This is a genomic window from Nocardioides sp. NPDC006273, from assembly GCF_040613495.1.
Classification (GTDB): Bacteria; Actinomycetota; Actinomycetes; order Propionibacteriales; family Nocardioidaceae; genus Nocardioides.
Genome location: NZ_JBEXSD010000032.1, coordinates 1 through 12,797, shown reverse-complemented (window position 1 = coordinate 12,797; position 12,797 = coordinate 1). Strand labels below are relative to the sequence as shown.

At 69.8% G+C, this 12,797-nt stretch carries 12 protein-coding genes; 5 read left to right on the top strand and 7 right to left on the bottom strand.

What is annotated here, in order from left to right; translation table 11 throughout:
* Positions 1-65 precede the first annotated feature (65 nt).
* From ilvN to ABZZ22_RS15135, 3 genes are all read right to left on the bottom strand, one after another.
* On the bottom strand, positions 66-629 hold the full coding sequence (gene ilvN / locus ABZZ22_RS15145) for an acetolactate synthase small subunit (protein ID WP_354932696.1): 564 nt from the start codon (positions 627-629) through the stop codon (positions 66-68).
* Entirely contained in the window at positions 629-2,395 is a 1,767-nt protein-coding gene (locus ABZZ22_RS15140) for an acetolactate synthase large subunit (RefSeq protein ID WP_354932694.1), read from the bottom strand. Before ABZZ22_RS15140 ends, ilvN begins: the two co-directional genes overlap by 1 nt.
* Positions 2,396-2,655: 260 nt before the next feature.
* The gene (locus tag ABZZ22_RS15135) at positions 2,656-4,782 is read right to left on the bottom strand and encodes a prolyl oligopeptidase family serine peptidase (protein ID WP_354932692.1); all 2,127 of its coding nucleotides are present in this window, start codon (positions 4,780-4,782) and stop codon (positions 2,656-2,658) included.
* A 134-nt stretch (positions 4,783-4,916) separates the two neighbouring features.
* Between ABZZ22_RS15135 and ABZZ22_RS15130 the strand changes: the two genes are divergently transcribed.
* On the top strand, positions 4,917-6,254 hold the full coding sequence (locus tag ABZZ22_RS15130; protein ID WP_354932690.1) for an AarF/ABC1/UbiB kinase family protein: 1,338 nt from the start codon (positions 4,917-4,919) through the stop codon (positions 6,252-6,254).
* A 12-nt stretch (positions 6,255-6,266) separates the two neighbouring features.
* Here the strand turns inward: ABZZ22_RS15130 and ABZZ22_RS15125 are convergent, their stop codons facing one another.
* A complete protein-coding gene (locus tag ABZZ22_RS15125) occupies positions 6,267-6,677 on the bottom strand; it encodes a VOC family protein (RefSeq protein ID WP_354932688.1) in 411 nt (136 codons plus the stop codon).
* Between the two features lie 31 nt (positions 6,678-6,708).
* A complete protein-coding gene (locus ABZZ22_RS15120) occupies positions 6,709-7,026 on the bottom strand; it encodes an SHOCT domain-containing protein (RefSeq protein ID WP_354932686.1) in 318 nt (105 codons plus the stop codon).
* A gap of 157 nt (positions 7,027-7,183) precedes the next feature.
* On the opposite strand from ABZZ22_RS15120, the gene ABZZ22_RS15115 reads away from it, so the two are divergent.
* The 4 genes from ABZZ22_RS15115 to ABZZ22_RS15100 are packed head-to-tail and all read left to right on the top strand — an operon-like array spanning position 7,184 to position 11,220.
* Positions 7,184-8,215 carry an iron-siderophore ABC transporter substrate-binding protein gene (locus tag ABZZ22_RS15115; protein WP_354932684.1) on the top strand — a complete coding sequence of 344 codons (1,032 nt, stop codon included), beginning with the start codon at positions 7,184-7,186 and terminating at the stop codon, positions 8,213-8,215.
* 28 nt (positions 8,216-8,243) lie between these two features.
* Entirely contained in the window at positions 8,244-9,302 is a 1,059-nt protein-coding gene (locus ABZZ22_RS15110; RefSeq protein WP_354932682.1) for an iron ABC transporter permease, read from the top strand.
* Positions 9,299-10,381 carry an iron chelate uptake ABC transporter family permease subunit gene (locus tag ABZZ22_RS15105; protein ID WP_354932680.1) on the top strand — a complete coding sequence of 361 codons (1,083 nt, stop codon included), beginning with the start codon at positions 9,299-9,301 and terminating at the stop codon, positions 10,379-10,381. The genes ABZZ22_RS15110 and ABZZ22_RS15105 overlap by 4 nt, the downstream gene beginning before the upstream one ends.
* Positions 10,378-11,220 (top strand): ABC transporter ATP-binding protein, encoded by an 843-nt coding sequence (locus ABZZ22_RS15100; RefSeq protein ID WP_354932678.1) that lies wholly within the window; start codon positions 10,378-10,380, stop codon positions 11,218-11,220. The genes ABZZ22_RS15105 and ABZZ22_RS15100 overlap by 4 nt, the downstream gene beginning before the upstream one ends.
* A 5-nt stretch (positions 11,221-11,225) precedes the next feature.
* Here ABZZ22_RS15100 and ABZZ22_RS15095 read toward each other — a convergent pair whose 3' ends face one another.
* Entirely contained in the window at positions 11,226-11,918 is a 693-nt protein-coding gene (locus tag ABZZ22_RS15095; RefSeq protein WP_354932676.1) for a GNAT family protein, read from the bottom strand.
* Between the two features lie 120 nt (positions 11,919-12,038).
* On the bottom strand, positions 12,039-12,602 hold the full coding sequence (locus ABZZ22_RS15090) for a pyridoxamine 5'-phosphate oxidase family protein (RefSeq protein WP_354932674.1): 564 nt from the start codon (positions 12,600-12,602) through the stop codon (positions 12,039-12,041).
* Positions 12,603-12,797: the final 195 nt, after the last annotated feature.

Below are 12,797 nucleotides of genomic sequence, written 5' to 3'. Positions count from 1 at the left end.
CTTCTCCTTTTCGTTCGGTGGTCGAGCTTGTCGAGACCCACCTGTGGTGATTGATGTGGTTTGGTTCAGACCGCGGGAGGCGGAGCGGGCACAGCCACGGATCGCAGGCTGCGCTCGGAGATCGACCGGGAGCCGCGGCCCATGCCGACCATGCCGGACTGGGAGAGCTCACGGATGCCGAAGGGCTCGATGACTCGCAGGAAGTCGTTGAGCTTGCCGGTGTTGCCGGCGAGCTGGACGACGACGGTGTCGGTGGACACGTCGACGACCTTGGCCCGGAAGAGCTGGATGGTGTCGAGCACCTGGCTGCGGGTCTCCGTGGTGGCGGTGATCTTGACCAGCATGAGGGCGCGCTGGACGCGCGACTCCGGCTCGAGCTCGACGATCTTGATCACCTCGACCAGCTTGTTGAGCTGCTTGGTGACCTGCTCGAGAGGGGTGTTCTCGAGATTGACCACGACCGTCATGCGGGAGACCTCGTCGTGCTCGGTCGGCCCGACCGCGAGGGACTCGATGTTGAAGCCACGGCGCGAGAAGAGCGCGGCCACGCGGGCCAGGACACCGGGCTTGTTCTCGACCAGGACGCTCAGCGTGTGCTTGCCGCCGGTCTTCACGGGCTGGATGCTCATCAGAGGTCGTCCTCGTCGAACTCGGGCGCGAGGTCGCGCGCGTACTGGATCTCGTCGTTGGAGGAGCCGGCGGCGACCATCGGCCACACCATGGCGTCCTTGTTGACCCGGAAGTCGACGACGACAGGGGCGTCGTTGATCTCCATGGCCTTCGCGATGGTGGCGTCGACGTCGTCGGCGGAGTCGCAGGCCAGGCCGACGCAGCCCATGGCCTCGGCCAGCTTGGGGAAGTCAGGGATGCGCTTGGCGCCCAAACCAGAGCGCTCAGTGTGGGACTGCAGGTTGGTGTTGGAGTAGCGCTCGCCGTAGAAGAGCGTCTGCCACTGGCGCACCATGCCGAGGTTGTCGTTGTTGATGATCGCGACCTTGATCGGGATGCCCTCGATCGCGCAGGTGGCGAGCTCCTGGTTGGTCATCTGGAAGCAGCCGTCGCCGTCGATCGACCAGACCGTGGCGTCCGGGCAGCCGACCTTCGCGCCCATCGCCGCCGGGACGGAGTACCCCATCGTGCCGAGGCCACCGGAGTTGATCCAGGTGTTCGGGTGCTCGTAGCCGATGAACTGCGCAGCCCACATCTGGTGCTGGCCGACTCCGGCGGTGAAGATCGTCTCGTCGCCGGAGATCGCGCCGAGACGCTCGATGACGTACTGCGGCGCGAGGCCGTCGGCGGGGAGGTCGTAGCCGAGCGGGTACGCCTTCTTGATCCCGGCCATGAACGAGATCCAGCCTTCGTAGTCGCCCTCCTTGCCGGCTTCCTTCTCCGCGGTGAGCACCGTGATCAAGTCGGTGAGGACCTCGCGCACGTCGCCGACGATCGGGACGTCGGCGTAGCGGTTCTTGCCGATCTCGGCCGGGTCGATGTCGGCGTGGATCACCTTGGCGTTGGGGGCGAAGGAGTCCAGGTTGCCGGTGACGCGGTCGTCGAACCGGGCGCCGAGGCTGATGATCAGGTCGGACTTCTGCAGGCCGGCGACCGCGGGGACGGTGCCGTGCATGCCCGGCATGCCGAGGTGCTGCGGGTGGGAGTCCGGGAAGGCGCCGCGGGCCATCAGCGTGGTCACCACCGGGATCCCGGTGAGCGTGGCCAGCTGGAAGAGCTCGCGGTGGGCACCGGAGCGGATCGTGCCGCCGCCGACGTACAGGACCGGCTTCTTGGCCTCCAGCATCAGGCGCGCCGCCTCGCGGATCTGCTTGGCGTGCGGCCTGGTCACCGGGCGGTAGCCCGGCAGGTGGAGCTCGGTCGGCCACCGGTAGGTGGTGGTGGCCTGCAACGCCGACTTGGTGACGTCGACGAGGACCGGACCCGGCCTCCCGGAGGAGGCGAGGTGGAAGGCCTCAGCGACCCGGAGCGGGATCTCCGCCGGGTCGGTGATGAGGAAGCTGTGCTTGGTGACCGGCATCGTGATGCCGCGGATGTCGGCCTCCTGGAAGGCGTCGGTGCCGATCATCGCCGCGCCGACCTGGCCGGTGATGGCCACCATCGGCACGGAGTCCATGTTGGCGTCGGCGAGCGGGGTGACCAGGTTGGTCGCGCCGGGGCCGGAGGTGGCCATGCAGACGCCGACCTTGCCGGTCGCGGCGGCGTAGCCCTGGGCGGCGTGGCCGGCGCCCTGCTCGTGGCGTACGAGGATGTGGCGGATCTTCGAGTCCATCAGCGGGTCGTACGCCGGAAGGATCGCGCCTCCCGGAATGCCGAAGATGTTCTCGGCCCCCGCTGCTTCCAGCGACTTGATCAGGCTCTGTGCGCCTGTCATCTGCTCGCTCATGTCCGCCGTCCTACTCATCGGAGCTTCTACTCATGGGCTGTGCTCGGTTATCTGCTTGGGCTGCTCGTGCAACAAAAAACCCTCCGGCCCGGCGGGCAACGGAGGGAGACGCGTCGTCTGGGGCCAGTGGCTCCTAGGCGACGCGCCTGATAAGTACGATAATGCTGTTCAGCATGCTCACACGTTAACCCCAGGTGTCGCGCCGTGTCACCACACCCTATCGGTCGTCCCATGATCTGAGATCACCGTCCCAGTATCTGTCACTCGATCAGTCCGAGCCGCTCCCGCAGGAAGGTCCAGGCGAAGGCGGAGAGGTGGGCCGACTGGGCGTTGTTGGCCGCCCCGCCGTGACCGCCCTCGATGTTCTCGTAGTAGGTGACGTCCTTGCCGGCGGCGGCCAGCAGCGCGGCCATCTTGCGGGCGTGGCCGGGGTGCACGCGGTCGTCCTTGGTGGAGGTGGTGAGCAGGACCGGCGGGTAGGTCCTCGACCCGTCGAGCAGGTGGTAGGGCGAGAAGGTCTTGATGTACTCCCACTCCTCCGGCACGTCGGGGTCGCCGTACTCGGCCATCCACGACGCTCCGGCGAGGAGATGGGAGTAGCGCTTCATGTCCAGCAGCGGAACCTGGATCACGACCGCACCGAACAGCTCCGGGTAGAGCGTGAGCATGTTGCCGGTCAGCAGGCCTCCGTTGGATCCGCCCTGGATCCCGAGGTGGCTCGCGTCGCTCACCCCGGTCTCGGCGAGATGGCGGGCGACCGCGGCGAAGTCCTCGTAGGCCTTGTGCCGGTTCTCCTTCAGCGCCGCCTGGTGCCAGGCTGGGCCGTACTCCCCTCCCCCGCGGATGTTGGCGACGGCGTAGACCCCGCCCTCGCTGAGCCAGCTCCGGCCCACCCCCGGGGAGTAGCCCGGCGTCATCGGGATCTCGAAGCCGCCGTAGCCGTAGAGCAGCGTCGGGGCCGGGCCTGCGCCGTCGAGCGCCGCCTCGGGGCCGACGATGAAGTACGGCACGCGGGTGCCGTCCTTCGACGTGGCGAAGCGCTGCTCGGCGCGCAGCCCCTCGGTTTCGAACCAGGCCGGCGCCGACTTCAGTGGCTCGATCGTCTCCGCGCCGATCTCGGTCAGGCCGTACGTCGCCGGGGTCAGGTAGCCGCTGGTGACGACCCAGACCTCGTCGGACTCGACCGCGTCGACCGCCCGCGTGCCGACCGCGGCCACCGGGTCGGTCGCCGGGAAGTCGGAGCGCGTCCACGCCCCCTGGCCCGACGCCGGCGGCGTCAGGACGTGCAGCCGGTTCTTGACGTCCTCGAAGACGTTGAGGACCAGATGGTTGCGGGTCCAGGTAGCGCCGGCGAGCGAGGTGCTCGGGGTGGGCTCGAAGAGCACGGTGAGGTCGCGCTCACCGGCCAGGAACCGGTCGGCGTCGATCGCGAGCAGCGAGCCTGCGGCGTACGTCCGCTCCTTCGGCGCCCACTCCTCGCGGAGCTCGACGACCAGCCATTCGCGGTGGAAGCCGGCCTCGGCCGAGTCGGGGATGTCGAGCTTGGTGAGGGTCTGCTCGGGGGTGCCGGGGTCGGTGGCGACGTACGTCTCGGACTTGTAGAACGCGATCGAGCGGCTGACCAGGTCGCGTTCGAAGCCGGGGGTGTGGATGCGGCGGGCGGAGATGTACATGTCCTCGTCGGTGCCCTCGTAGACCACCGCCGCGTCCTCGAACGGGGTGCCGCGGCGCCACAGCTTCACGATGCGCGGGTAGCCGCTCGGGGTCAGCGAGCCCGGCCCGAAGTCGGTGAAGACATAGACGGCGTCGGGGCCGCACCAGGAGAGACCGCCCTTGGCGCCGCCCTGCTCCACGGCACGGGTGAACCCACCGTCCGCAGGTGTCACGAACGCCTTCTCGACCAGGTCGAACTCCCTGGTCACGTCGGCGTCCGAGCCACCCGGGGAGAGGTCGACGAGCACCTTGCGCCACGGCTCGCCGGGCTCGGGCCGAAGCACCGAGGCGCCGTGCCAGACCCAGCTCTCGCCCTCCTCGGCGGCGAGCGCGTCGAGATCGAGCAGGAGCTCCCACTCGGGATCATCGGTCCGGTAGGACTCCGGCGTGGTGCGCCGCCAGATGCCACGCTCGTGGTCGGCGTCGCGCCAGAAGTTGTAGAGATGCTCGCCGAGAAGCGAGACCTCGGGCACCCGGTCGTCGGAGTCGAGCACCTCGAGGATGCGCGCCTCGATCTCGGCGAACACGGGATCGGCCCCGACGCTCGCGTGGGCCTCCTCGTTGCGGGCCCGGACCCAGGCCAGCGCGTCTGCGCTCTCGACCTCCTCCAGCCAGCCGAACGGGTCCTCGGCGGCAGGGTCGAGCGGGGTCACGATCGTCAGCTCAGAGGTCATGCCACCGCCTCCGTAGGGCAGGGCAAAGAGTACGGATGCGGTGGCCTGACGCTTGTCGTCGTTCGCTGGCGCTCACTCATACGGGAAGGCTACTTCGCGATGTGCGAGTTGCAGGCGACAGGCACAATGGCGGCATGGATGAGGCGGAGGGGTCGTCGAAGGGTCTGCCGCGGCGAGCGGCGACACGGACGGCCAAGCTGGCCGCGTTGCCGATGGGGTACGCCGGGCGCAAGGCGCTCGGGCTCGGGAAGCGGATCGGGGGCAAGCCCGCCGAGGCCGTCCTGGCCGATGTCCACCAGCGTACGGCCGACCAGCTGTTCCGCACCCTGGGTGAGCTCAAGGGCGGCGCGATGAAGTTCGGCCAGATGCTCTCGGTGATGGAGGCGGCCCTGCCCGAGTCGCAGGCGGCCCACTACCGAGACCAGCTCACCCGGCTCCAGGACTCCGCTCCCCCGATGCCGACCGGGATCGTACGCGGCCTGCTGGCCCGAGACCTCGGTAAGGACTGGGCCGAGCGGCTGGTCGAGCTCTCCGAGGAGCCGGCCGCCTCGGCCTCGATCGGACAGGTCCACCGGGGCCGATGGGTCGACGGCCGCGAGGTGGCGGTGAAGGTGCAGTATCCCGGCTCGGAGGAGGCCCTGCGCGCCGACCTGCGCCAGATCGGCCGGCTGGGAGCGATCGGCAACGCGGTCGTGCCCGGCATGGACGTCAAGGCTCTCGTCGCCGAGATGCAGGAGCGGGTCATCGAGGAGCTCGACTACCCGAAGGAGGCCGAGGCCCAGCACGTCTTCGCCGAGGCGTACGCCGACCATCCCCTGATCGACGTCCCTGATGTCGTCACAGTGGGCCCGTCGGTGCTCGTCACCGAGTGGGTGGAGTCGCAGGGCTCGATCGCGAAGGTGATCGCCGAGGGCACCACCGAGGAACGCGACCACTACGGCGAGCTGCTCGCCCGGTTCTGGTTCTCCGCGCCCGAGCTGACCGGGATGCTCCACGCCGACCCGCACCCCGGCAACTTCCGGGTCCTCCCCGGCGGTCGCATGGCGGTGCTCGACTTCGGGCTCGCCGCCCGGCTCCCGGAGCGTGGCTTCCCCGAGCCGATGGGTCGACTGATCCGGATCGCCTCGACCGGCGACGCCGAGGCTCTGGTCGAGGGTCTGCGCGACGTCGGCTTCATCCGTGACGGGATCAAGGTCGAGCCGCAGCACGTGCTCGACTACCTGGCCCCGTTCGTGACCCCGGCCCTGGAGGAGCGTTTCCGGTTCACCCGGGAGTGGATGCGGGAGGAGTTCAAGCGGATCAACGATCCCAAGGACCCTGCCTACACGGTCGGCCTCAAGCTCAACCTGCCGCCGTCCTACCTGCTCATCCACCGGGTCTGGCTCGGTGGGCTCGGCGTGCTGGCGCAGCTCAACGCGGAGGCGCCGTTCCGGTCGATCCTCGAGGAGCATCTGCCCGGGTTCGCGGACTGAGGGTCCTCCGCGTCAGGGCAGCACGGTCTGCCCCACCGGGCCGGGGTTGTAGGCGATCTCCCAGCGCACGCCGTCAGGGTCGGCGAAGTAGCCGGTGTAGCCGCCCCAGGCTCGTTCCTCGGCGGTCGAGGCGTCCCTCCCGAGCGACCGGGCGAGCGCCAGGACGCTGTCGACCTCCTCGCGGGTGGCGACGTTGTGGGCGAGGGTGAACGGCGCGACGCCGTCGGCGACGGCGATCGTGCCGACCTCCTCCTCGAACTCGCGCCGGTCCCACAACGAGAGGATGACGTGCTCACCGACGCGGATCATGAGCACCCCGTCGGCCTCGAGCTCCGGGACCCAGCCGAGTCCGTCGATGTAGAACGCCCGGCTCACCGCGACGTCGGCGACGGCGAGCGTGATGAAGCTGATGCGCTGGTCCATGGCAGCCAAGGCTGCCACAGACCAGCGGGGTTCAGGCGTCCTTCGTGCGGCCCGGCTTCTGCCGCAGGACGTCGCGGCGGGCGCGGTACTCGTTCTCGTCGATCTCGCCCGCGGCGTACCTCTCGGCCAGCCTCGCCTCACCCGCGCGCCGCGGCCCCTCGGCCGCCCGATTGCTGCCGAAGACGACGATCGCGGTGATGATCGCCGCGATCACGAGGAACCACAGGAGGGGGAAGATCGGCCAGAACGCCGGCGGCCCTCCCCCGTCGTGCCACGGGCCGGTCTCGCGCCACGGACCCCAGCCGTCGCCGGTCACGGCCAGGGTTGCCATCGTCTCGTTGATGCTCATCGTTCTGTCCAATCTGTTGGGCTCTGTGTGCCCTCCAGACTGCTGTGCCCGAGCCACCGGCACATCGGCTCAGAAGCGGGGACGGGCTACGCAATCCCGCGTAGGGTAAAGACGTACAGTAAGGTATAGCTAACCTAACTACAGAAGGCGGGACGAGATGTTCATCGCACGGAAGGCGGCGGTGCCCGTCGCACTGGTCGCGGTCGCGGCAGGCTTGGCGGCGTGTGGTTCTGACGCCGAAGGTTCCTCGAAGAGCGCTGCGGGTGGGAGCTGGAAGCCCGTCACCGTGCAGCACGCTTTCGGTGAGACGGTCATCGAGGAGAAGCCCGAGCGGGTGGCCACCGTCGACTTCGCCAACCAGGAGGTCCCGCTCTCGCTCGGGATCGTCCCCGTGGGCATGTCGAAGATGACCTGGGGCGACGACGACGGCGACGGCGTCCAGCAGTGGACCGAGGACAAGCTGAAGGAGCTCGGCGCCGAGACGCCTGTGCTGTTCGACGAGACCGACGGCTACGACTTCGAGGCCGTCGCCGGCACGGACCCCGACGTCATCCTCGCCGGTTACTCGGGTCTGACCGAGGACGACTACAACACCCTCAGCGAGATCGCCCCGGTGGTCGCCTTCCCGGACGACCCGTGGGCGACCGAGTGGCGCGACTCCGTCCTCCAGAACGCCAAGGGCCTCGGTATGGAGTCCGAGGGCAAGGAACTGGTCGCCGACCTGGAGCAGACCATCGCCGACGCCGCGGCGACGCGACCCGAGCTCGAGGGCACGACCGGCATGTTCATGACCCATGTCGACCCGGCCGACCTGAGCGAGATCAACTTCTACAGCGCCGCTGACACGCGGTCGAAGTACCTCGCCGACCTCGGCATGGAGGTCGCTCCGAGCATCATCGAGGCCACCGGCGACAGCGGCGACTACTCCGGCTCGATCAGCACCGAGCGGGCCGACGAGCTCGCCGACGTCGACGTCATCATCACCTACGGCGGCCAGGAGCTCATCGACGCCCTCGAGGGTGACCCCGTGCTCTCCCAACTGCCGGCCGTGAAGAACAAGGCGATCGTCACCCTCGACGGTGCCGAGGCGATGGGCACGGCGGCCAACCCGACCGCGCTGTCGGTTCCGGCCCTCGCGGAGGACTATGTCGGCCTGCTGGCCGACGCGGCCGAGTACACCACCAAGTGACCGTCGCACGACGACAGATCGACGTGAGATGACGACGTCTCTGACCAGCCACCCAGGTTCCGCGCCCGCCGACCCCGCAGCTCAGCTGCGCGGCACCCGGCGGACGCGGAGCCTGGCGCTGCTCGTGCTCGCGGCCGCCGTCCTGGCGGCCGCGGCCACGTCCATCGTCCTGGGCTCGCGCGAGGCGTCCTGGGCCGACATCTGGGCCGGCGTATCCGGTCAGGCGGAGGGGTTCGCCCAAGCCGCGGTCGCCAAGCGGGTGCCACGAACGGTGCTGGCTGCCGTCGCGGGAGCCGCGCTGGCCGTGTCGGGCCTGGTGTTGCAGGGCATCACCCGCAATCCGCTGGCCGACCCCGGAATCCTGGGGGTCAACACGGGCTCATCGCTGGCCGTCGTCGCCGGTATCGCCTGGTTCGGCCTGGTCTCCCCGATCAGCTACATCTGGGTCGCCATCCTCGGCGCGGCCCTCGCATCAGCGTTCGTGTGGACGGTCGGGTCTCTCGGCCGAGGGGGCGCCACCCCGCTCAAGCTCACCCTCGCCGGCGCCGCCACCGCTGCCGCGCTGTCGTCCTTCGTCACCGCGGTCGTCCTGCCCAGACCCGACATCTCGGAGAACGTCGTCTCCTGGCAGGTCGGCGGCGTCGGCGGAGCCACCGACGACAAGCTGTGGCTGGTCGCACCGTTCCTCCTCGTCGGCGCCCTGCTGTGCGTCTGGTGCGCCCGTGGACTCAACATGCTCGGGCTCGGCGACGACCTCGCCTCCGGGCTCGGTGAGCACGTGACCCGGACCAGGCTGCTGGCAGCCGCCGGCGCCGTCACGCTCGCCGGGGCCACCACCGCGATCACCGGACCGATCGCCTTCGTCGGGCTGGTCGTGCCGCACGTCGGTCGCCTCCTGATCGGGACCGACCACCGCTGGCTGCTGCCCTTCAGCGTGATGGGCGGCGCGGTGCTGCTGTTGGTCGCGGACGTCCTCGGACGCGTCGTCGCCCCGCCGACCGAGGTGGACGTCGGGATCATCACCGCCATCGTCGGAGCACCGGTCCTCATCGCCGTCGTGCGCCAGGCCAAGGTGCGTGAGCTGTGACGCTATCTCCGTACGTCATCGGGTCCACTGCCGACGCCACCGACGCCGCCGCGGACCTACGCCTGGTCGTCGCCGCCCGCCGGGGCCGCGAGCGCAGGCGTCGCCAGCTGATCGCCCTCCTGACCACACTCGTCGCAGCCGCCTACCTCGGCAGCCTGATGCTGGGATCGACCACCTACGGACTCGGCGAGGTGGCCTCGGCCGTGTTCGGCGACGATGCCGGTGGTGCCGAGTTCATCGTCGGACGGCTGCGGTTGCCCCGGGCCACCCTCGCGCTGGTGGCGGGGATGGCCTTCGGCCTGGCGGGCGTCACCTTCCAGACCCTGCTGCGCAACCCGCTCGCGAGCCCTGACGTCATCGGCGTGACCGAGGGCGCGAGCGCTGCCGCGGCCGTCGCCATCGTCAGCTTCTCGCTCGGCGGCCTCCTCGTCTCCTGGGTCGCGGTCACGGCCGGGGTGGGCGTCGCACTCACCATCTACCTGCTGGCCTATCGGCGCGGCACCGCGGCCGGTACACGTCTGATCCTCATCGGCATCGGGATGGCCGCGATGATGCAGAGCGTCATCTCCTGGCAGCTCGAGCGCGCCACCAACTTCCAGCTCGCCGAGGCGCTGCGCTGGCTCACCGGCAGCCTGAACGGAGCGCTGTGGCGCGACGTCCTCGTGGTCCTCACGGCGGTCGTCGTGCTGGGCGGCGCCGTGCTTCTCCAGACGCGTGCCCTCGCCGCGGCGCAGCTCGGTGACGATGCGGCCTCCGCCCTCGGCGTACGCATCGAACGGACGCGGCTGCTCACGATCGTCGCCGCGGTCGGACTGGTGTGCGTGGCGACGGCGGCATCCGGACCGATCGCGTTCCTCGCTCTGCTGTCCGGGCCCATCGCCGCCCGGATCGTCGGCTCCCGGGGCTCCCTCCTGGTTCCGGCGGCCCTGGTCGGCGCGCTCCTCACCCTCGTCGCCGACTTCGCGGGCCAGTACGCCTTCGGCACCCGGATGCCGGTCGGCGTGGTCACGGGCATCCTCGGCGCTCCGTACCTGCTCTACCTCATCGTCCGCGTCAACAGAGTCGGAGGCACCCTGTGACCCTCAACAAGCCCGCTGACCAGCCCAACAGCCGGCCGCGCTTGGAGATCGAGAAGCTGACTCTCGGCTACGGCGACCGGGAGGTCGTGCACGATCTGGATCTCGTCATCGCTCCGGGCGAGGTCACCGCCATCGTCGGTCCGAACGCGTGCGGCAAGTCCACGCTGCTTCGCTCGATGACACGGCTGCTGCCGCCCCGGACCGGCCGCGTGCTCCTGGACGGCAAGGAGGTGCACGCGACGCCGGCCAAGCAGCTCGCCCGGCGAATGGGCCTGCTGCCGCAGTCGCCGATCGCGCCGGAGGGGATCACCGTCGGCGAGCTGGTGGGCCGTGGCCGGCACCCGCACCAGCGAGTCATGACTCGCTGGTCGGAGGCGGACGACCGCGCGGTGACCGCGGCGCTTCGTGCCACGGACACCGTGGAGCTGATCGGTCGCTCCGTCGACGAGCTCTCCGGTGGCCAGCGGCAGCGGGTCTGGATCGCGATGGCGCTCGCGCAGGAGACCGAGGTGCTGCTCCTCGACGAGCCCACCACCTTCCTCGACATCAGCCATCAGGTCGAGGTGCTCGACCTGCTGACCGACCTCAACCGCAGCGCCGGCACCACGATCGTGATGGTGCTGCACGACCTCAACCTCGCCGCGCGCTACGCCGACAACCTCATCGCCCTGCACGACGGCCGCCTGCATTCGGCCGGCCGACCCCATGAGGTCTTGGTGCCGGAGCTCGTCCAGGACGTCTTCGGGATGCGCAGCACGGTCATCCAGGACCCGGTCTCGGCCAAGCCGCTCATGCTGCCGATGGGACGCCACCACGTCGTGGCGGTGGACGCGCTCTAGTCCTGCTAGGGCCGGAGCGAGCTGCGCTGGCGGCCGTGCTCGTCGAAGTTCGCGGGATCGAGCCAGCGCTCGTGCCGCTCCCGCACGGCCGGCCACTCCTCGGCGGTGACGGAGAACCAGTCGGTGTCCCGGTTGCGGCCCTTGACGACCATGTGGTTGCGGAACCGGCCCTCATAGCTGAACCCCAGTCGCTCCGCCGCCCGCCGTGACGGCTCGTTGAACGAGTCGAGCTTCCACTCGAACCGCCGGTAGCCCAGCGTGTCGAACGCGTGCCGCATGAGCAGGTGGATCGCCTCGGTCGCCATCCGCGTCCGGGCCAGCGACGGCCCGAAGAGCACGCCGCCGACCTCGATGCTCCCGTGTGCGGGGTTGATGGCGTGGTAGCCCGCGACGCCGCTCGCCCGGCCGTCGCGCTCCCCCTCCTTCGGGACGAACGCGAACGGCACGACATCGTCGGCATCGACGAGGCCCGCCAGGTGCATCCACAGCTCCTGCAGCGAGGTGGGCATCGGGATCGGCCGGTAGGTCCACAGGTCGGCGTCCCCGGATCCGCAGACCGCGGCGTAGAGGTCCGAGTACTGCGCCGACGAGAGCGGCGCGACCCGGACGTAGCGGCCCTCCAGAGACACAGGCTCCGGCCACGGCCGCGCCTGCCATGCCTCGACGAGGTCACCCACGGGATAGGAGAAGTCGGTCACGGCCGTCATTCTCGCCGACCGCCGTGACCGCTGGTCAGCAGGCCGCCGCATTCACCGTGGCGAGCGAGCGTCGAGCCGCACCGACGGCGAGCACGCCGACTTCGACACGACGAGCGGTGACTACTCCGGCGCCGGGTCGAAGTCGAAGGCGGGGAGACCGTCGAGACTGACGGGGTTCTTCCGGCGCCGGTACTCGGCGGAGCCGTCCACCCCTTTGCGCTCGAAGTACGCCGGGAGCAGCTCGCGCTCGCCGACGTACGACATCAGCGGGACGGCGTAGCCACAGGAGTCGGAGACCCGTTCGATGTCCACGACGACGACCGCGCGGGCGCCGGGGAGTTCGGTGAAGCGGCCGGCCAGGGCGGCGTACTCCTCGTCGTAGCGGGTGACGACCCGGCCACGGCCGTGGAAGCGGACGATGTTCGGCGCCCCGTCGAAGGCGCAGAACATCACCGTGATCCGGCCGTTCTCGCGCAGGTGCGCGATGGTCTCGCTGCCGCTCCCGGTGCCGTCGAGCCACGCGAAGGTGAGCTCGTCCAGCATCCCGAAGGTGCCTGGGATGCCCCGCGGCGACACATTGACGTGGCCATCATCGGCCAGCGGCGCGGTGGCTACGAAGAAGACGACCTGACGATCGACGAACTCTCGCAGGCGACCCTCGACGCGCGGATGAACCTTTCCCATGCGGCAGATGGTGGCAGTGCACGCGCGATCTCCGCACCAGTATCCAGCGGTCGGACCGACATGGTCCGCAGGGTTGTGAAGCTGAGAGTGACCTATAGGCCACTCTCACGAAGCCGTACGCCTCGGCCCGCTTCGCCAGGTCGACGACCCGCCAGACAGGCGGGTTGGTCTGGAGGACGACACCGAAGTCCATGC

Coding starts and splice junctions, on each gene's coding strand:
- ilvN (WP_354932696.1), bottom strand. CDS start 629: ATGAGCATCCAGCCCGTGAAGACCGGCGGCAAGCACACGCTGAGCGTC.
- ABZZ22_RS15140 (WP_354932694.1), bottom strand. CDS start 2,395: ATGAGCGAGCAGATGACAGGCGCACAGAGCCTGATCAAGTCGCTGGAA.
- ABZZ22_RS15135 (WP_354932692.1), bottom strand. CDS start 4,782: ATGACCTCTGAGCTGACGATCGTGACCCCGCTCGACCCTGCCGCCGAG.
- ABZZ22_RS15130 (WP_354932690.1), top strand. CDS start 4,917: ATGGATGAGGCGGAGGGGTCGTCGAAGGGTCTGCCGCGGCGAGCGGCG.
- ABZZ22_RS15125 (WP_354932688.1), bottom strand. CDS start 6,677: ATGGACCAGCGCATCAGCTTCATCACGCTCGCCGTCGCCGACGTCGCG.
- ABZZ22_RS15120 (WP_354932686.1), bottom strand. CDS start 7,026: ATGAGCATCAACGAGACGATGGCAACCCTGGCCGTGACCGGCGACGGC.
- ABZZ22_RS15115 (WP_354932684.1), top strand. CDS start 7,184: ATGTTCATCGCACGGAAGGCGGCGGTGCCCGTCGCACTGGTCGCGGTC.
- ABZZ22_RS15110 (WP_354932682.1), top strand. CDS start 8,244: ATGACGACGTCTCTGACCAGCCACCCAGGTTCCGCGCCCGCCGACCCC.
- ABZZ22_RS15090 (WP_354932674.1), bottom strand. CDS start 12,602: ATGGGAAAGGTTCATCCGCGCGTCGAGGGTCGCCTGCGAGAGTTCGTC.